A 17,688-nucleotide genomic window follows, 5' to 3' on the forward strand; every position below is an offset into this window, starting at 1 on the left:
CGCGTAGCGGTGCCACAGATACCGGCAGCCTTCCAGGGCGGGGCGCAGCCGCGTTGCGTCATGCGGGCCGGGCCCGTGTGCTCCGTGCGATGCCGAGGCAGAGCAGGCCGGTGAGGGCGAGGAGGGCCGCTGTGGCGGCGAGCAGTCCGATCGCGTGCGGCAGGAAGCCGGGGGTGTCGGCCCGTCCGGCGATTGCGGCGAAGAGCGCGATGCCGAGCGCGCCGCCGGTCTGCCGGCTGGTGTTGCTCGCGCCGGATGCCAGGCCGGGGGAGCCCGGCGTGGTGCGGAGCGCGGCGGAGACGATCGCGGGGGTGAGGATACCGAGACCGGTTCCCCAGAGCGCGAGGAAGAGCACCAGGGCGATGTGGCCGCCTCCGGAGCCGGCGAGGGCGGCGGCGACCCCGGCCAGCCGACAACGGAACGCCGGCACGTAGCGAGCCCCCGGGCGCGCGGCGCGGCCCCGCAGCGGGCCAAGCGGGACGGTGGCCAGGCGCGCAGGTGCACAGCTGCGCGCGCAGCCATAGGCAACGCCACCGTCCATAGATGACACCAATAGCAATCATCTCCACTGCGTCTTGGACGCTATAGCTCCAGGTCGTGCATGGTGGATTCCGTCGGCCCGGCAGGGGCCGGCAGCCACTGAAGGGAGTGACCATGCCCGACCTCATGGACGGTGTCGCCAACTTCCGCCGGGACGTCTTCCCGGCGAAGGCCGGGCTCTTCGCCCGGCTGGCCACCGAGCACCGGCCCACCACGCTGTTCATCGGCTGCTCCGACGCCCGGGTGGTGCCCGAGCTGATCACCCAGAGCGAGCCCGGGGAGCTGTTCGTCATCCGCACCGCGGGCAACCTCGTCCCCGCCCACAGCACGGCCGCCGACGGCACCGCCGCCAGCATCGAGTTCGCCGTGAGCGTGCTGGGCGTCTCGGACGTCATCGTCTGCGGCCACTCCGGCTGCGGCGCCATGACGGCGCTGGCCGAGGGGCACGACCTCAGTGCGGCGCCCCAGGTCGCCACCTGGCTGCGCCACGCGGACGCCTCCGTCGCCCGCGCCGCCACCGCGGAGGGGCCGGCCGAGGTGGGTGCCCTGGTGTGGGCCAACGTCTCCGCCCAGCTGCGGAACCTCGCCACCCACCCCTCGGTGGCCCGGGCCCTCGCCGAGCGGCGGCTCACGCTGCACGGCTGGGTCTTCGACATCGCCTCCGGCGCGGTCGACCGGCTCGAAACCCTCGACCGCGCCGGCGTCTGACCGGCCCTGCCGCGCAAAAGGGGCAGCCCTTACCCGCACAGAGGGGCAGCCCTTGCCCGCCGATCCCCGTACCGGGCCGGACGCACCGTGCGTCCGGCGCCTTCCGAAAGGAACACCCATGGCACACGCCCAGTTCGACCCCGCCGCCCGTCAGGCCCTGGCGCTCGTCGCCGTCGAGTCCAAGACCCGTAAGGACCTGACCTGGCAGGAGATAGCGGACGCCGCCGGGCTGTCCGTCGCCTTCGTCACCGCCGCCGTCCTGGGGCAGCACGCCCTGCCGGAGAAGTCCGCCGAGGCGGTCGCCGAGCTGCTGGAGCTGGACGAGGACGCGGCGATGCTGCTGCAGACCATCCCGACCCGCGGTTCCATCCCCGGCGGCATCCCCACCGACCCGACGATCTACCGCTTCTACGAGATGCTGCAGGTCTACGGCACCACCCTCAAGGCCCTGATCCACGAGCAGTTCGGCGACGGCATCATCAGCGCGATCAACTTCAAGCTGGACGTCAAGAAGGTCGCCGACCCCGAGGGCGGCGAGCGCGCCGTCGTGACCCTCGACGGCAAGTACCTGCCGACCAAGCCCTTCTGACCAGCCCCGCCCACTCCCCGGAGGAACCGTGGACTTCGCACAACGCACCATCGACCTCGCCCGGCGCAACGTCGAGGAGGGCGGGCGCCCCTTCGCCACCGTCATCGTCAAGGACGGCGAGATCCTGGCGGAGAGCCCCAACCTGGTCGCCCAGACCTCGGACCCGACCGCGCACGCGGAGGTCCTCGCCATCCGCGAGGCGTGCCGCAAGCTCGGCACCGAGCACCTGACCGGCACCACCATCTACGTCCTGGCGCACCCGTGCCCCATGTGCCTGGGCTCGCTGTACTACTGCTCCCCGGACGAGGTCGTCTTCCTCACCACCCGGGACGCCTACGAGCCGCACTACGTCGACGACCGCAAGTACTTCGAACTCGCCACCTTCTACGGCGAGTTCGCCAAGGACTACACCGAGCGCCGGCTGCCCATGACGTACCGGCCGCGCCAGGACGCCGTCGACGTCTACCGCCGGTGGCAGCAGCGCAACGGCGGCGAACGCCGCGTCGCCGGTACGCCCACCGCCTGACCGCGCACCCGCCGAGGGCCGCCCCCCGTCATCCGGGGTGCGGCCCTCGGCGCGCTGCGGGCGGGCCGGGTTACTGGCCGACCCGCCCGTCGATGCGCTCGCGCAGCAGATCGGCGTGGCCGCAGTGGCGGGCGTACTCCTCGATCCGGTGGACCAGCAGCTCCCGGATCGCGATCTTCTTCTTGCCCACCCGCGCACCCGGATCCGGGTGCGCGGCCAGCGCGGCGTCGGTCGCCTCCTGCTCGCGCTCCAGGTCGCGCCAGGCGGCGTCGACCACGGACTGCTCGGCGACGGCGCCGTCGAAGTCCCCGTCCCGGGCGCCGTAGAGCTTCGCCGGCGCGGGCTCGTCGCCCATCCAGCCGCGCCAGTCCCGCTCCGTCTCGGCCAGATGCCGCACCAGACCGAGCAGCGACATCGTCGACGGCGGTACCGAGCGCCGCGCCAGCTGCTCCGCGTCCAGCCCCTCGCACTTCATCCGCAAGGTCAGGCGATAGCCCGTCAGAAAGTCCTGGAGCGTGGCGAGTTCGCCGTCCGGGCCGGGCCCGGACTTCTCACGGGGGTCGTCCGCCGGGTCCGCCCACATGTCGGGGTAGACCGTCGCCTGGGTCCATCGTGCGGGTTCGTCAGTCATACGGGGCATGGTGGCGCCGGGCCCACCGGACCGCCAGCTAATTTCCCGGCGCCCCGTCGGGCCAGCCGCCGTACGGCACGGTCAGCAGCTCCATGAAGTGCCCCGCCGGGTCGGAGAAGTAGACGCCGCGCCCGCCGTCGTTGTGGTTGATCTCGCCCGGCCCCTCACCGTGCGGCCCGGCCTGGTGTGCGATGCCGCGCTGCACGATCTTCGCGTACGCCGCGTCGAAGACCTCCTCGGGGACGAGGAAGGCGTAGTGCTGCGGGGTGATGTCGGCGGCGGGGACGGTGGCGAAGTCCAGGGTGACGCCGTTGCTCAGGGTGACCGCGACGAACGGTCCCCACTCCGCGGTGATCTCCAGCCCCAGCAGTTCCGCGAAGAACTCCGCGGACGCCCGGTTGTCCCGGGCATGGACGATGGTGTGATTCAGCTCGATCGACATGGAATGCCTCCGAAGGCATCTCCTGGCACCTCCATGCCCCACCCGGACGGTGGCCGGCACGCGATGCCGTCGCGGACGCTAACCACTCCCGTACCCTTCCGTCAACAAGGATTGACGGTACGGGGCTTGCTCACGCCGCCTCTTCCGTCGCCGCCGCGGCGGCCGGGCCCGGGGCGCGGCCGAGGCCGGCGGTGGCCGCCGCCGCGAGCAGCAGGACGGCCAGCGGATACCGGACGGCGCTGGTGAAGCCGTGCAGGGTCGCCGCGCGGGCCGTCCCGGCAAAGGCGGTGGCCGCGCTCGCCGCGACGGTGTTGAAGACCGCCGAGCCGATCGAACCGCCCACCTGCTGCACGGAGTTGACGGTCGCCGAGGCTATCCCGGCGTCCTGCGCGGGGACGCCGGCGGTGGCGCCGTTCATGATCGCGAGGAAGCTGCCGCCCAGCCCGACGCTGAAGGTCGCGAGCGCCGGGAGGACCTGCGCCGCGTACGAGGAGTCCGGGCCGAGCAGGGTGAGCTGGAACAGCCCGCAGGCCGCCAGGCAGAGTCCGGCGGTCATCATCACGCGGGCGCCCAGGCGCGGCAGCAGCCGGGTGCCGAGCTGGGTCGCGGTCGCCGTCGTCACCAGGCTGATCGGCAAGAACCCCAGACCGGCGGCGAGGGCGGACCAGCCCAGCACCGTCTGGAGGTAGTAGGTGAGGAACAGCGACACCGAGAGCTGGGCCATCATCAGCGCGCCGCCCGCCAGCAGGGCCGAGGCCCGGCCGCGGTCGCGCACCAGCACCGGCGGCAGCAGCGGCAGCGCGGCGCGCGTCTGCCACCGGGCGAACGCCGCCAGCAGGGCCGCGCCGCCGCCCAGCGCGCCCAGCACCGACGGCGACGTCCAGCCGGCCGCCTCGGCCCGGCTGCAGCCGAAGACCAGCGCCGTCAGCCCGCCGCAGCCCAGCACCGCACCGGCCGCATCGATCCGGCCCGCGGCGCGCGGGGAGCGGTCGCGCGGCATCCACACCGTGCCGAGCAGCGCCGCCAGCGCGATCGGCACATTGACCAGCAGACACCAGCGCCAGCCGTACCACTGCGTGAGCACCCCGCCGAGGACGACGCCCAGGGAGGCGCCGGCGCCGCCGAGCGCGCCGAAGACGGCGATGGCGCGGCGGCGCTCGACCGGGTCGGGGAAGGTCGTGGACACCAGGGCGAGCGCGGACGCGGCGAGCAGCGCGGCGAAGGCGCCCTGCACCGCGCGGGCGGCGAACAGCGTCGGCGCGGTCGGGGCGGCGCCCGCCGCGGCGGAGGCGACGGCGAAGCCGACCAGCCCCGCCTTGAACACCCGCCCCCGGCCCACGTGGTCGGCGATCCGCCCGGCGAGCAGGAGCAGGCCGCCGAAGGCGAGGGTGTACGAGGTGATCACCCAGGGGCGGTCGCCGTCGGGTATGCGCAGTTCATGCTGGAGCGAGGGCATCGCCACATTCACGATGGTGCTGTCCAGCAGGATCATCAGCTGGGCGAAGCCGAGCACGCACAGCGCCCACCAGCGCCGCGGATGCGGGGCGGACGGTTCGGCGGGCAGGGCGGATGTCGGACGGGCGGTCATGGCCTTTCCCGGGGTCGGTGAGGGGCGCCGCCCCGCTGCGGACGGGGCGGCGGGCGGATCAGACGAGCGCGCCGTCCCGGGCGACGACCCGGCCGCGGTGCACGACGACATCGCGCGCCGGCAGGTCCACCACGATCTGCGGGACGCACTCGCCGCGCACCAGCAGGAAGTCGGCGGGGGAGCCGGGGGAGAGGTCGGCGCGGGGCAGGCCCATGACGTCGGCGCCGCCGTGCGAGCCGGTCTCGAAGCAGCCGGTCAGCTCCGCGTCGAGGCGGTCGTCGCGCACCCAGCCCAGCAGATGCGCGCGGTGCAGCATGTCGGCGTTGCCGAACGGGCTCCAGGCGTCGCGCACGCCGTCCGAGCCGAGGCCGACGCGGACGCCGTGCTCCGTGAGCTCGGCGACCGGCAGGACGAGCGAGCGGCTCGGCGCCACGGTGGTCAGCGCGATGTCCAGGTCGGCGAGGTCCGCGGCGGTCCTCGCCAGATCGGCGTCGGACAGCTCCGGCAGACAGAAGACATGACTGACCGTCACCTTGCCGTGCAGCGACAGCGTCCGGGTGCGGTCGATGATGCCGCGCAGCGCGGTGCGGCCCTTCTCGCCGCGGTCGTGCAGATGGATGTCCAGGCCGACGCCGTACCGGTCCGCCAGCCCGAAGAGGAGGTCGAGCTGTTCGTCGAGTGCCTGGTCGAAGCCGATCGGGTCGATTCCGCCGAGGAAGTCCACGGTGCCGCTGCGCGCCGCCTGCTTCAGCAGCTCCGCGGTGCCGGGCGTGCGGATGACGCCGTGCTGCGGGAAGGCCACGATCTGCACGTCGAGGGCGTGCCGCAGCCGCTCGCGGGCCTGCGCCAGACCCTCCGCGCAGGCCAGTCCGTACGCCGGGGCGACATCGGCGTGCGCCCGCATCGCGCGGGTGCCGCGGGTGACCGCGTGCGCCATCAGCCCGTACGCCCGCTCGGCGACGGAACGGTCCTGACGGCGGAACAGCTCCACGTCCTGGGCGGCGAACTCCTCGATGGTGTCCGCCGGGCGGCGCGATTCCCAGGAGCCGCCCCAGGTCGTCTTGTCGGGGTGGATGTGCGCGTCGACCAGCGTGGGCAGCGCGATCCGCCCGCCGCCGTCGATCACCTGGGCGCCGGCGGGCGCCGCCCGGTCGCTGATCAGGCCGCCGACGACGGTGAGGTCCACCGGACGCTTCGCCCCGAAGGGCCGTACGTCGCGGAAGACCACCGGGCGGGCGGTGCGGTCCCGGGAGGCGGCCCGCGCGGGCGGCACGGCCGCCGCCGGGAGGACACCGGCGCCGGCGAGCGAGGCGGCGCCCGCGAGGACGCCGCGCCGGGACGGGGCGGGGGGAGGGGGTGTCATGGCAACTCCTCGGTGGATGCGGTGGACGCGGTGGATGGGGTCGATGCGGTGGGTCGGGCGGCTTCGGTGGGCGGGGCGGTGCGCCCCGGCCGGGGGAGGAGGCCGGGGTGCACCGGGCACCGGGCCCGCCGGCGCCGGGGGGCGCCGGGGCGGGCCCCGGACGGGCGGTCAGTCCTGGACGGGCAGACCGGCGCGGACCACGCGCCGGGGCGTGGCGAGCACGGACGGATCGGCGAGCGGGTCGCCGTCCACCACGATCACATCGCCCGCGAAGCCGCGTGCCAGGCGACCCGCCGTGCGCTCCACGCCGAGCAGCCGGGCGGCGCCGGTGGTGGCGGTGCGGATCGCGTCCAGCGCCGGCAGACCGGCCGCGCGCATCAGCGCGACCTCCCGGCCGATCGGCGTGACCTCCCCACCGGACGAGTCGGTGCCCGCCGCCAGCGGCACGCCCAGCTCGTGCGCGGTGCGGACGGCCTCCTTGAGGATCGGCAGATAGGTGCGGCCACGCTTGTCGAGCACCGGGTCACGGTCGCCGATCATCCCGGCGATGGCGGTCATCGTCGGCGTGAAGTACGTGCCCCGCCGCCGCATGTCGCGCAGCGTGCGCTCGCCGACGAACACGCCGTGCTCCAGGGAGCGGATGCCCGCCCGCACCGCGTCGTCGCAGCCGCGCTCGCTGTAGCTGTGGCACAGCACGCCCTTGCCGCCGCGCCGCGCCGCCGTCACGATCTCGGACAGCTGCTCGTACGAGTAGACCTGCGCCAGCGGATCCTGCTCGGGCAGCCCGGCGCGCTCGTTGACCCGCGTCTTGACCACATCGGCGCCGCGGGCGAGGTTGACCTCCACCACGCGGCGCAGCGCCTGCGCGGAGCGCACCCCGTCCTTGAGCCGCGCGAGCGGGGTGAGATCGGGGTCGGCGAGCACCGTGTCCCCCAGGTCGGGCGTGACGAAGACGCCCGCCGCCCGCAGCCGGGGCGCCTGCTCCGGCGCCTGCCGGGCCAGCTCCCGTACGGCGATGTCCTGGTAGAAGTTGGTCGAACCGCTGCGCGCGCCGGTGGCCCCCTTGCGGACCGCGTCCCGCGCCTCGGTGGCGGTGTTGAGGTGGATGTGCGCGTCGATCAGGCCCGGCAGCACCCAGCCGCCGTGCGCGTCCAGGCGCGGCACGCCGCTTGGCACGGCGGTGCGGGAGCGGGCCCCGGCGGCTTGCACCACCCCGTCGCGGATGACGACGACCGCGTCCTCGGTGACCTCGCCGGTCGCCGGGTCGAGCAGGGTGCCGCCCTCGACGACGAGATCGCCGGTGGGTCCGGCACCGGTCCCCGGGCCGCGTCCGGAGCCCCGTGCGGGGGCGGCGACGGCGCCCGGCGCGGCGGAGAGGGCGGCTGCCGTTCCGGCGAGGGCGGCGGCCCCGGCGAGCACCCCGCGGCGGGTGACCCGGCTGGACGGGGGCGGCACGTTCTCGACACACATGGCGGGCTCCTTCGGACGTTCTCGGCCTGCGGCACGGCTGGCCGGCCAACGGACGCCCAATTGGTATACCAAAGTGGTGGGGCGCGACAAGGGTCGTCACCTGGGAGATCGGATGCGGCGGCGAGGTTTCCCGCAGGGCGGGGGAGAGGGCGGCGATCACCGCGGGATTTGGTATGCCGCATACGCGGACCGGGGACGCCCCGCCCGCCTGCGCACCGGAAAGCCGGGCGCGGCCCCGCCGCCCGACCGGTCATCCGTCCGGCCGCCGGGCGCCCTGTCTGCCGGGTGTCCCGTCCGCCCGGCTCCCCCTCCGCCGGCCGCCCCGCCCGGCGCCGCTCACGGCAACAGCCGCTGCTCCTTCGCCACCGCCACCGCACCGGCGCGGGTTTCCACGCCGAGCTTGTCGTAGATGCGGCCCAGATGGGTCTTGACCGTGGCCTCGCTGATGAACAGCGCCTTGGCGATGGCGCGGTTGCCCAGCCCCTGCGCGAGCTGCGTCAGGATCTCCCGCTCCCGCTCGGTCAGCGTCGGGCGCGGCCGCCGCATGTTGGCCATCACCCGGCCGGCGACCGGCGCCGACAGCGCGGTCCGGCCCTGCGCCGCAGCCCGGATCGCCGCGAACAGCTCCTCGGGCCGCTCCGCCTTCAGCAGATAGCCGGTCGCGCCCGCCTCGATGGCCCGGGTGATGTCCGCGTCCGTGTCGTACGTCGTCAGCACCAGCACATGCGGCGTGGGGCCGGCGGCCGTCAGCCGGCGGGTGGTCTCCACCCCGTCGATGCCCTCGCCGAGCTGGAGGTCCATCAGCACCACGTCGGGCCGGACCTTCGCGACCAGCGCGAGGGTCTCCTCGCCGGTGCCCGCCTCGCCGACGACCTCGATGCCGGGCGCGCTGTCCAGCAACGCCAACAGCCCGGCCCGGACGACCACATGGTCGTCGCAGAGCAGGATCCGGACCGGGGGCTGGGGAGTGTTCACTGCGGCTGCTCCAAGGGGATCGCGGCGGTCAGCACGGCGCCCTCGCCGGGCGCCGACTCGATGGTGAGGGTCCCGCCGAGCTGGCGGACCCGGGCCCGGATCGCCGGGACGCCGTGCCCGCGCACCCCGGACGGCACCTCGGGCAGCGCCGCCGGATCGAAGCCGCGGCCGTCGTCGGCGACGTCCAGGACCACCTGGTCGTCCAGGACGGTCAGGGTGAGCGCGGCGGTGGCGGCGCCCGCGTGCTCACGGACGTTGGCCAGCGCGCCCTGGGCGATCCGCAGCAGCGCGGAGCACACCGGATCGGGCAGCTCCACCCCGCCCGGGTCGTCGATGTGCACCCGGACCGTCAGCCGGTCGTCGCCGCTGCGCTCCGCGAGCGCCCGCAGCGCCTGCGGCAGCCCGCCGCCGCGCGCCAGATCGGCGGGGGCCAGATCGTGGACGAAGCGCCGCGCCTCGGTGAGGTTGTGCTCGGCGATCGACGCGGCCGCACGGACGTGTCCGCGGGCCTTCGCCGGATCCGCGTCCCAGGTGCGGTCCGCCGCCTGGAGCAGCATCCGCTGGCTGGACAGCCCCTGGGCCAGCGAGTCGTGGATCTCCATCGACAGCCGCTGCCGCTCGGCGAGGGTGCCCGCCCGCCGCTCGGCCGCCGCCAGCTCCCGCCGGGTGCGGATCAGATCACCGATCAGCGCCCGCTGCCGCGCCGCCTGCCGCTGCATCTGCGTGAAGACCGACGTGGCGAACGCGGCGACCGCCGCCGGTCCGATCACCAGATCCAGGTCGAAGCGCTGCGCCAGCGTCAACTGCGCCAGGATCACGAACACCGTCAAGACCGTGACCAGCGCATACGCGGCGGGCGGCGGCAGGGTGCGCAGCGCCGCGTAGAACAGCGGCACCGCCACCCACCCGAAGCTCGGCGCCATCTCCACCAGCACCGCCCACGCCACGACGACCGCGCCCAGCCACACCAGCCGCCGCACCGGCGGCCACGGCACGCGCGCACCGGGCGGCAGCAGCGGCACCGCGGGCCCGCCCCGCCAGGACCCGGCGACGTACAGCAGCGCCAGCGCCACCGCCAGGGCCGGCACCCACGGCGCATGCGCCTCGCCGCCGTGGCGCTGCACGAACCGTGCCATCGACGAGCCGAGCAGCAGGAAGAACGTCGCATGGAGGACGGTCACCAGCCGCCGGGCGTCCGGTTCGCCGTCCGGCACCTGCTCACTCGCGCACACCGCGCACCGCCTTCCTGCCGCCCCGGGGCGGCCGCCGCGCCCGTCCGACCTGCGCGGACGCGTGACGGGCCCTCCCATTGTTTCCCCGCCCCGGCCCTGGGTGGGTCAACCGATCGGTTGACCCCCGTGTCCACCGCCCCGCGCGCGGGCCCGAGCCGGTACGACGACGGGCCGGGGCCGGGGGCGGACCCAGGATGGATGACGGAAGCGGGAGACCGGCCCGGCGGCCCGGCAACGGCCGGCGCCCCACGGCCCCGCGACCGCCAGTCCCTGCGCCAACCAGCCCTCGACACCCCGGAGTTGATCCCATGAAGCACGTCAAGAAGGTCTCGAAGCGCGCCCGCGTCGTCACCGGTGGCGTGGCCGTCGCCCTCCTCATCGGCGGCGCCGGCGCCTGGTCCGCCGGCGCCGCCACCCCGGCCGCCGCCAAGCCGGTCAAGGCCGCCGCGGCCGACGCTAACCTCACCCAGTCCACCCACCTGACCGTCGACGCCGCCACCAAGGCCGCGCAGGCCGCCCTGGACGCCGCGAAGAAGGCGAACCAGAAGGTCTCCGTCGCCGTCGTGGACCGCAACGGCAACACGCTCGTCACCCTGCGCGGCGACGGCGCGGGCCCGCAGTCCTACGAGTCCGCGGTCAAGAAGGCCTACACCGCCGTCTCCTGGAACGCCCCCACCTCCGAGCTGGTCAAGCGCCTGGAGAACGCCCCGACGCTGAAGGACATCCCCGGCACCCTCTTCCTCGCCGGCGGCGCCCCGGTCGCCGCCAAGGGCGCGCCGGTCGCCGGCATCGGCGTCGCCGGTGCCCCCTCCGGCGACCAGGACGAGACCTTCGCGCAGGCGGGCGCCGCCGCGCTGGCCGAGTAACGCCCGTGGCCCACGGCCGTGAGGCCGCCCGGACCCCGGCGGCGCACCCCGTCCCCCGCACGGTGCGCCGCCGGTTCCCCCTCTCCGCCCTGCGCGCGGGGCTCGGGATCGCGGTCCGTACGAAGGCGGCGACCACCCTGTCGGTGCTGCGCACCCGCCCCCTCCGCAGATCGAGGAGCACCCCGATGAACGCGCTCGACCACGCCCTCCTGGCCGCCGCGGCGCACGGCGACACCGACGCCGTGCGCACCGCCCTCGCCGGCGGCGCCGCGGTGGACGTCCGCGACGCGCACCGCCGCACCCCGCTGCTGCTGGCCGCGCTCGGCGACCATGTCGCGGCCGCCGAGGCGCTGGTCGCCGCCGGCGCCGACCCCGATGCGCTCGACGACCGCAGCGACAGCCCCTGGCTGGTCACCGGCGTCACCGGCAGCGTCGCCATGCTTCGCGCGCTGCTCCCGGCCGGGCCCGATGTGACGGTGACCAACCGCTTCGGCGGCACCTGCCTCATCCCGGCGAGCGAACGCGGCCACGTCGACTACGTCCGCACCGTGCTGCGCGAGACCGACGTCGACGTCGACCACGTCAACCGGCTCGGCTGGACCGCCCTGCTGGAGGCCGTCATCCTCGGCGACGGCGGCCGCGCCCACCAGGAGATCGTCGAGCTGCTGATCACCGCGGGGGCCACGCCGGACCTCGCCGACGGGGAGGGTGTCACCCCGCTCGCGCACGCCGAGCGGCGCGGCGCCACCGAGATCGCCGCACTGCTGCGGGCCGTCCGGTGAGGCGCGCCGCCCCGGCGCTGCTCGCCGCCGCCCTGCTGCTCGCCGGCTGCGCGACCCAGGGCGTCGAGGACGCCGCCCCGAAGGCGGGGAACTCCGCCCCCGCGCCCGCCGGCCGCACCCCGCACGGCACCCTTCTCGTCGCCGACTTCGGCGCGGACACCGTCTCCTTCGTCGACCCGCGGCGCGGCGCCTTCGACGCGGTGCGCGTCGGCACCGCCCCGTACGGCCTGGCGGTCGGCGACGACGGCCGGGCCTGGGTCGCCACCGCCGAGGGCGTCGCCGTCGTCGACACCGAGACCCGGAAGAAGATCACCCGCATCCCGTACCGGACGAAGGGGATCGGCGCGCCGGTGCACGGCGAGTACCGCGGCGGCGGCATGGGCATCGCCCTCGCCCCCGACGGCCGCCACGCATACGTCGGCGTCAACCGGCCCGGCACCACCGGCACCGTCGAGGTGATCGACACCCGCACCCTGAAGGCCACCGGCGCCGCCGAGGCGGGCCGCCGCCCCTTCGATGTGGACGTCGCCCCCGACGGCCGCGCGGTCTACGCCACCGGCCACGACTCCTTCGACGTGACGGTGGTGACGCCCGGCTCGCTGCGCACCCGCCGGATCGAGGTCGCGCCCTACGACACCGAGGGCGGCCTCGGCTCCTGGCTCAAGCCGCACTACGCCGCGGTCCGCCCGTCCGACGGGAGGCTGCTGCTGCCCTTCGAGGGGGAGAAGCTGGTCGTCCTCGACCCGGTCACGGGCCGCTCCCGCATCGAGAAGACGACCGCCCGCACCCATCAGCACGGCGTCACGATCACCCCGGACGGCACGCTGTTCGCCGTCGGGACCGGCGCCGTCGAGCAGGGCAGGGGCCCGTCGCTGACCGTCCGTGCGCCCGGCGGCCGGGAGCGGGTGATCGGGCTGGACGGCCCGCACGAGAACGTCGCCGTCGCGCCCGACGGCCGCACCGCCTATGTGACCGGCGGCTTCACCCGCGACGGCTACTGGAACGGCATCTCCGTCGTGGACGTGGCCTCCGGCACCGTCCACCGTCTGGCCGCGGGGCAGCGGCCGCTGGGCGTCGCCGTGCTGTGAGCGGCGGACCGGCCCGGGCGAGGCCTCCCGGGCCGCCCCGCGACGGTTTCCGTCGTCTGCGGGCGTCTTCCCGGTGAAGCCTTGACGCCGCGTCGTGCGCCGCTGTTGGATCCCCGTTATTGGGCACGTAACCAATAAAGGGATCCGGCGGCGACGGCGCCGCCGGTGCTTCTGGGGAGGACGCCATGGCGACCGGAGACCTGACCGCCACCGGCGGGGAGTCCACCACCGCGGACCGGGCCGGACGGCTGGAGGCCCACGGCATCGACCACATCCCCGACGCCGCACGCCACGGCCGCCCCCGGGAGCTGTTCGCCGTCTGGGCGGCGCCCAACGTCAGCTACCTCAGCCTCGTCGTCGGCGCCACGCTCGTCCTGACGGGCCTCACGCTCGGCCAGGCGCTCGCGGTCATCGCCGCCGGCAACCTCCTCTGGATCCTCACCGGCGTCCTCGCCGTCAGCGGCCCCGCCGCGGGCACCACCGGCTCGGTCATCTCCCGCGCGATGTACGGCGTCCGCGGCAACAAGGCGGTCATCGCCGTCACCGGCTGGCTGATCTCCGCCGCCTATCTGGCGCTCAACTGGTCCGCCGCCTCCGTCGCCGGCATCGGGCTCGCCGGACGGCTCGGCGTCCCCGACGGCCCGCTGCCCGACGCCGCGATCATCTGCGCCATCGCCGCCGTCACCCTCGTCGTCGCCGTCTACGGCCACGCCACCATCGTCCGCCTCCACGCCGTCCTCAGCATCGCCCTGACCGCCGTCTTCGTGGTGGTCGCCGGCTACGTCCTGGCCCACACCGACTGGTCCTACCGGCCCGCCCACGCCCTGCACGGCGGCGCGCTGTGGGCCGCCCTCGCCGGCGGCTTCGCCCTCATCGCCTCCACCCCGCTCTCGTACGGCAACAGCCCCGACCTGGCGCGCTATCTGCCGCGCGACTCCCGCTCGGTGGCGGTGGCCGGCTGGACCGCGCTCGGCGCCTACCTGCCGAGCGTGCTGTTCACCGCCCTCGGCGCGCTCGCCGCCACCGGCCTCGACATGAGCGACCCGCAGCGGGCGCTGGAGGGCATCCTGCCGCCGTGGTTCATCCCGCTCTTCGTCCTCGCGGTCATCGGCAACACCGTCGCCAACAACGGCCTGACCGCCTACAGCGCCGGGCTCACCCTCCAGTCGATCGGCGTCCGCCTCGGCCGCGTCCCCGCCGTCCTGATCATCGGCGTCCTCGCCACCGCCATGACGCTGCACGCCCTCCTCGTCTTCGACTTCCTGACCGGCGTCAACACCATGCTGGAACTGGTCGCGGTGGTCACCGCACCGGCCACCGGCGTCTACGCCGCCGACATCGCCGTCCGCCGCAACCGCTACGACGGCCCCGCCCTCCTCGACGAGAGCCGCACCGGCCCGTTCTGGTACGACGCGGGCGTCCACCGCGCGGGCGTGGCGGCGTTCCTCGCCGGCGCCGTCGCCGCGGCCCTCTGCGCCCGCACCAGCTTCTGGACCGGACCCGTCGCCGCGCTGTGCGGCGGCGCCAACCTCGCCCTCCCCGCCGGACTGCTGGTCTCCGCCGCCGTCCACGGGGCCTTCGGCCACCCCCGGCGCCGCACCCGCGCCGCCTGACCACCGACCCGCACCATCCACGAGAAGAAGGCCGCACATGCACGCCGATGTCCTGGTCCGCGTGGCCCACGTCGAGACGTTCACCGACAGCCCGCGCCCCGGCGCCCCCGGCTCACCCCACGTCGTCGCCGTCCGCGACGGGCGCATCGCCGCCGTCGGCGGCGACGAGGTGGCCGCCGCGTACACCGGCCCCGCCACCGAGGTCCACGACTTCCCCGGCGCCACCCTGCTGCCGGGCCTCACCGACGCCCACGCCCACCCGGTGTGGGGCGCGATCGAGACCGGCAGCGGCGTCGACCTCTCCGGCGCCGGCAGCCTGGAGGCGGTCCTCGACACCCTCGCCGACGCGCTGCGCGAGCGCCCCGCCGACGCCTGGGTCACCGGCTACGACCTCGACCTCAACCACTTCCCCGGCGCCCCGCACGGCGCCGCCCTGGAGGAGCGCTTCCCCGGCCGCGCCATCTCCCTGATGAGCCGTGACGCCCACGCCCTCGTCGTCAGCCCACGCGTGATCGAGATCGCCGGGCTCACCGGCCGCGAGACGTTCGACGACAAGTCCTCGGTCGTCACCGGCGCCGACGGCCGCCCCACCGGCTACGTCCTCGAACTCCAGGCGATGGACCTGGTCTTCGCCCACTACCCCGAGGTCACCGTCGACGAAGCCGCCGGCCACGTACGCCGGCAGCTGGAGCGCCTCGCCGCGAGCGGCCTGACCGGGCTGCACGCGATGGACTTCACCGACCCCGGCGAGGCGGTCTACCGCAGGATCGAGGAGGACGGCGAACTGCCGCTGCGCATCCGCTGCTCCCCGCTGGTCGCCGCCGACTCCGGCCCCGGCGCCTGGGAAGCCGCCGCCGCTCTCCAGGGACGCCACGGCCGCCGCTGGCACGTCGCGGGCGTGAAGTTCATGCTCGACGGCACCGCCGACAACGGCACCGCGTGGTTCGACCACCCCGACAGCCACGGCGAGAACGACACCTCCCTGTGGCGCGACGTCGACGCGTACCGTCGGGCCGTGCGCCACTTCGCCCGCCGCGGCATCGCCACCGCCACCCACGCCATCGGCGACCGGGCGGTCCGCGTCGCCCTCGACGCCATCGAGGCGGCCGGCCCCGCCGCACAGGGCCCGCACCGCATCGAGCACCTGGAATCCGTCCCGGACGACCTCCTCGGCCGCTTCGCCGCACTCGGCGTCGTCGCCGGCCTCCAGCCGGTGCACGGCACCCGCCACACCCGCGCGGACGGCGCCGACGCCTGGTCCCGGCGGCTCGGCCCGGACCGCGCGGCCCGCGGCTGGCGCACCCGCGACCTGCTCGCCCACGGCGCCGTCGTCGCCCTCGGCTCCGACTGGCCCATCGGCCCCGGCGACCCCCGGGTGGCCCTCGCCGACTGCCAGCTGCGCCGCCCCGTCGAAGCCCCCGGCACCCCGCCCGTCCAGCCCGAACAGGCGCTCACCGCCCGGGAGGCGTACACGGGCATGACGGTGGCCGCCGCCGTCGCCGCCGGACGCGCCGCCGACCAGGGTCGGATCGCCCCCGGCCACCTCGCCGACCTCACCGTCCTCGCCGCGAACCCGCTCACCCTCGACCCCGCCGCGCAGGCCGCCAACGCCGTCCTCGCCACCGCCGTCGGCGGCCGGCTGCGCCGCCACCCCGCCCCCACCGGAGGACGCCCGTGACCACGCCCCTCGCCCGCCCGGACCACCGCCCGCATCTCATCGCGGACGCCGCCGACCCGTTCGCCCGCGGCCTCGCCCGCGGCAGGCAGCTGCGCACCGCCCTTCCCGGCGGCATCGCCGCGTACGACCGCCTCTTCCGGCTCGGCGGCATCTCCCCGCGGCAGGTCCGCGAGGACGCCGCCCGCGCCCTCGACGCCGTCGACGCGTTCCGGCCCGCGGCCCGCGCCCAGATCGAGGGCATCGCCCACGGCGCGGGCGCCGACCCGCTGGCCGTCGCCGCGCTCAACGCCCGCACCGAAATCCTCGCCCGCAGCAACGCCGTCCCGCCCGGCGAGTGCTCCACCCTCGTCCGCCGGAACACCGACCCGGCCACCGACGCCCCGCGCACCTTCGGCATCCAGACCTGGGACTGGCACATCGAGCTGAACCCGTTCTGGCACACCCTGGAGTCGCGCGGCGGCCGCCACGACGTCGTCGGCCTCACCGAACACGGCATCCTCGGCAAGATCGGCGTCAACAGCGCCGGACTCGCCCTGCACTTCAACATCCTCGGCCACCGCCGCGACGGCATCGGCGGCGTCCCCGTGCACGTGCTGGCCGCCGTCGTCCTGGAGGAGGCGGGCTGCGTCGCCGAGGCCGTCGAGATCCTCCGCGGCGCCCCGCTCGCCTCCTCCGGCTCCTTCGCCCTCCTCGACCCGGCCGACACCGCCCTCCTCGACCTCAGCCCCGACGGCGTCTTCCCCGTCGCACCGGCGAACGGCACCCACATCCGCACCAACCACTTCCTCACCCCCGTCCCCGCCGCCCGGGAGAAGACCTGGCTCTACCAGCCCGACTCCGGCGAACGCCACGCCCTGCTCCGCGAGCGGCTGGCGGAGCAGGCGCCGCCCGCCACCCCGGACGACCTCGTCCCCTTCCTCGTCTCGGGCCCCGGCGAGGCCGCCCTCACCTGCCTGCCCGACATGAGCCTGCCCGAGGGACAGCGCTGGGCGAGCCTCGCCACCGTCCTCCTCGAACCCGCCACCCGCACCGCCCGCGTCCTCGACGGCACCCCGGCGCAGGCGCGGGAGCGGCGCTGGCGGGAGATGCGCGCGGTGGGAACGGGGCGCCGGCACGACGCCCCGTAAGAGATCTGTCGCACTTCGGTCATGGAGAAGTCCCGGAGGCGCTACAGGCGGGCAAAAGACGTTACCGAACCCCCCAGTTGGGCGTGGTGGTCGAACGATCCATGGATAAGTTCGATCTTGTGGCTGCCACGCCTGTCCGCTCCGGACGGCCGGCCGACCGCTGCGCGGGAGCCGGTGTGGCGCCGCTTGTGCGGCCACGCACAGATTCCTCAGCCGAACGAACGGAGAACCACCATGTCTCTCGACCTGCTCGACGCCTTCGACCTGGACGTCCGCGAGGTCGTCGCCGAGGAGACGAGCTTCCAGGGCGACGCCGAGGCCATGCGCACCGGTGCCAACAGCCAGGAGACCTGCTCCACGCTGAACGTCTCGGTCGTCTACTGCTTCCGGGGCTGCTGACGGCCGACCGGACGGCACCCGCCCGGCGTCCGGGCCCCGGACGCCGGGCGGGACGGCGGCACGCACCCGTA

At 75.3% G+C, this 17,688-nt stretch carries 18 protein-coding genes; 10 read left to right on the forward strand and 8 right to left on the reverse strand.

From position 1 onward, the window contains the following. Nucleotides 1-58: 58 nt before the first annotated feature. Complete coding sequence (locus ABT345_RS26850; protein WP_345087332.1) at nt 59-430, reverse strand: hypothetical protein; 372 nt, start codon at nt 428-430, stop codon at nt 59-61. A gap of 224 nt (nt 431-654) precedes the next feature. Here ABT345_RS26850 and ABT345_RS26855 point away from each other — a divergent pair, with 224 nt between their 5' ends. The 3 genes from ABT345_RS26855 (at nt 655) to ABT345_RS26865 (ending at nt 2,363) form a co-directional block, all read left to right on the forward strand. Next, nucleotides 655-1,248, forward strand: a complete 594-nt coding sequence (locus ABT345_RS26855) for a carbonic anhydrase (protein WP_345087330.1) — start codon at nt 655-657, stop codon at nt 1,246-1,248. A gap of 118 nt (nt 1,249-1,366) precedes the next feature. Further along, nucleotides 1,367-1,837: a cyanase gene (gene cynS / locus ABT345_RS26860; protein WP_345087328.1), complete on the forward strand. Its 471-nt coding sequence runs from the start codon at nt 1,367-1,369 to the stop codon at nt 1,835-1,837. A gap of 28 nt (nt 1,838-1,865) precedes the next feature. Next, nucleotides 1,866-2,363, forward strand: coding sequence for a nucleoside deaminase (locus tag ABT345_RS26865; RefSeq protein WP_345087326.1), 498 nt, complete (start codon nt 1,866-1,868; stop codon nt 2,361-2,363). Between the two features lie 70 nt (nt 2,364-2,433). On the opposite strand, the gene ABT345_RS26870 is transcribed toward ABT345_RS26865, so the two are convergent. The 7 genes from ABT345_RS26870 to ABT345_RS26900 all read right to left on the reverse strand — a co-directional run bounded on the left by ABT345_RS26870 (nt 2,434) and on the right by ABT345_RS26900 (nt 10,142). Beyond that, nucleotides 2,434-2,994, reverse strand: coding sequence for a DinB family protein (locus ABT345_RS26870; RefSeq protein WP_345087324.1), 561 nt, complete (start codon nt 2,992-2,994; stop codon nt 2,434-2,436). A gap of 37 nt (nt 2,995-3,031) precedes the next feature. Continuing rightward, nucleotides 3,032-3,436: a VOC family protein gene (locus ABT345_RS26875; RefSeq protein ID WP_345087322.1), complete on the reverse strand. Its 405-nt coding sequence runs from the start codon at nt 3,434-3,436 to the stop codon at nt 3,032-3,034. A 130-nt stretch (nt 3,437-3,566) separates the two neighbouring features. Continuing rightward, nucleotides 3,567-5,024, reverse strand: coding sequence for an MFS transporter (locus ABT345_RS26880; protein ID WP_345087320.1), 1,458 nt, complete (start codon nt 5,022-5,024; stop codon nt 3,567-3,569). 58 nt (nt 5,025-5,082) lie between these two features. Then, a complete protein-coding gene (locus ABT345_RS26885) occupies nt 5,083-6,387 on the reverse strand; it encodes an amidohydrolase (RefSeq protein WP_345087318.1) in 1,305 nt (434 codons plus the stop codon). A gap of 168 nt (nt 6,388-6,555) precedes the next feature. After that, complete coding sequence (locus tag ABT345_RS26890) at nt 6,556-7,857, reverse strand: amidohydrolase family protein (RefSeq protein WP_345087316.1); 1,302 nt, start codon at nt 7,855-7,857, stop codon at nt 6,556-6,558. A gap of 336 nt (nt 7,858-8,193) precedes the next feature. Further along, nucleotides 8,194-8,832, reverse strand: coding sequence for a response regulator (locus ABT345_RS26895; RefSeq protein WP_345087313.1), 639 nt, complete (start codon nt 8,830-8,832; stop codon nt 8,194-8,196). Continuing rightward, entirely contained in the window at nt 8,829-10,142 is a 1,314-nt protein-coding gene (locus tag ABT345_RS26900; RefSeq protein WP_345087310.1) for a sensor histidine kinase, read from the reverse strand. Before ABT345_RS26900 ends, ABT345_RS26895 begins: the two co-directional genes overlap by 4 nt. Before the next feature lie 230 nt (nt 10,143-10,372). On the opposite strand from ABT345_RS26900, the gene ABT345_RS26905 reads away from it, so the two are divergent. From ABT345_RS26905 to ABT345_RS26935, 7 genes are all read left to right on the forward strand, one after another. After that, nucleotides 10,373-10,930, forward strand: coding sequence for a GlcG/HbpS family heme-binding protein (locus ABT345_RS26905; protein WP_345087308.1), 558 nt, complete (start codon nt 10,373-10,375; stop codon nt 10,928-10,930). A 185-nt stretch (nt 10,931-11,115) separates the two neighbouring features. Then, a complete protein-coding gene (locus ABT345_RS26910; protein WP_345088126.1) occupies nt 11,116-11,712 on the forward strand; it encodes an ankyrin repeat domain-containing protein in 597 nt (198 codons plus the stop codon). After that, nucleotides 11,709-12,800 (forward strand): YncE family protein, encoded by a 1,092-nt coding sequence (locus tag ABT345_RS26915; protein WP_345087306.1) that lies wholly within the window; start codon nt 11,709-11,711, stop codon nt 12,798-12,800. Before ABT345_RS26910 ends, ABT345_RS26915 begins: the two co-directional genes overlap by 4 nt. A gap of 185 nt (nt 12,801-12,985) precedes the next feature. Then, nucleotides 12,986-14,413: a purine-cytosine permease family protein gene (locus tag ABT345_RS26920; RefSeq protein ID WP_345087304.1), complete on the forward strand. Its 1,428-nt coding sequence runs from the start codon at nt 12,986-12,988 to the stop codon at nt 14,411-14,413. A gap of 37 nt (nt 14,414-14,450) precedes the next feature. Further along, nucleotides 14,451-16,091 carry an amidohydrolase gene (locus tag ABT345_RS26925; protein ID WP_345087301.1) on the forward strand — a complete coding sequence of 547 codons (1,641 nt, stop codon included), beginning with the start codon at nt 14,451-14,453 and terminating at the stop codon, nt 16,089-16,091. Beyond that, nucleotides 16,088-17,218 carry a C45 family autoproteolytic acyltransferase/hydrolase gene (locus tag ABT345_RS26930; RefSeq protein WP_345087299.1) on the forward strand — a complete coding sequence of 377 codons (1,131 nt, stop codon included), beginning with the start codon at nt 16,088-16,090 and terminating at the stop codon, nt 17,216-17,218. The genes ABT345_RS26925 and ABT345_RS26930 overlap by 4 nt, the downstream gene beginning before the upstream one ends. Nucleotides 17,219-17,452: 234 nt before the next feature. Then, complete coding sequence (locus ABT345_RS26935) at nt 17,453-17,617, forward strand: hypothetical protein (protein WP_345087297.1); 165 nt, start codon at nt 17,453-17,455, stop codon at nt 17,615-17,617. Nucleotides 17,618-17,688 lie beyond the last annotated feature (71 nt).

The sequence above is a fragment of the Streptomyces sp. NPDC000404 genome (assembly GCF_040300365.1).
Taxonomy (GTDB): Bacteria; Actinomycetota; Actinomycetes; order Streptomycetales; family Streptomycetaceae; genus Streptomyces; species Streptomyces ramulosus.

Bases quoted from the DNA above. Each gene is read 5' to 3' on its own strand.
- ABT345_RS26855 (WP_345087330.1), top strand. From the start codon at position 655: ATGCCCGACCTCATGGACGGTGTCGCCAACTTCCGCCGGGACGTCTTC.
- cynS (WP_345087328.1), top strand. From the start codon at position 1,367: ATGGCACACGCCCAGTTCGACCCCGCCGCCCGTCAGGCCCTGGCGCTC.
- ABT345_RS26870 (WP_345087324.1), bottom strand. From the start codon at position 2,994: ATGACTGACGAACCCGCACGATGGACCCAGGCGACGGTCTACCCCGAC.
- ABT345_RS26875 (WP_345087322.1), bottom strand. From the start codon at position 3,436: ATGTCGATCGAGCTGAATCACACCATCGTCCATGCCCGGGACAACCGG.
- ABT345_RS26880 (WP_345087320.1), bottom strand. From the start codon at position 5,024: ATGACCGCCCGTCCGACATCCGCCCTGCCCGCCGAACCGTCCGCCCCG.
- ABT345_RS26885 (WP_345087318.1), bottom strand. From the start codon at position 6,387: ATGACACCCCCTCCCCCCGCCCCGTCCCGGCGCGGCGTCCTCGCGGGC.
- ABT345_RS26890 (WP_345087316.1), bottom strand. From the start codon at position 7,857: ATGTGTGTCGAGAACGTGCCGCCCCCGTCCAGCCGGGTCACCCGCCGC.
- ABT345_RS26900 (WP_345087310.1), bottom strand. From the start codon at position 10,142: ATGGGAGGGCCCGTCACGCGTCCGCGCAGGTCGGACGGGCGCGGCGGC.
- ABT345_RS26905 (WP_345087308.1), top strand. From the start codon at position 10,373: ATGAAGCACGTCAAGAAGGTCTCGAAGCGCGCCCGCGTCGTCACCGGT.
- ABT345_RS26910 (WP_345088126.1), top strand. From the start codon at position 11,116: ATGAACGCGCTCGACCACGCCCTCCTGGCCGCCGCGGCGCACGGCGAC.
- ABT345_RS26920 (WP_345087304.1), top strand. From the start codon at position 12,986: ATGGCGACCGGAGACCTGACCGCCACCGGCGGGGAGTCCACCACCGCG.
- ABT345_RS26925 (WP_345087301.1), top strand. From the start codon at position 14,451: ATGCACGCCGATGTCCTGGTCCGCGTGGCCCACGTCGAGACGTTCACC.
- ABT345_RS26935 (WP_345087297.1), top strand. From the start codon at position 17,453: ATGTCTCTCGACCTGCTCGACGCCTTCGACCTGGACGTCCGCGAGGTC.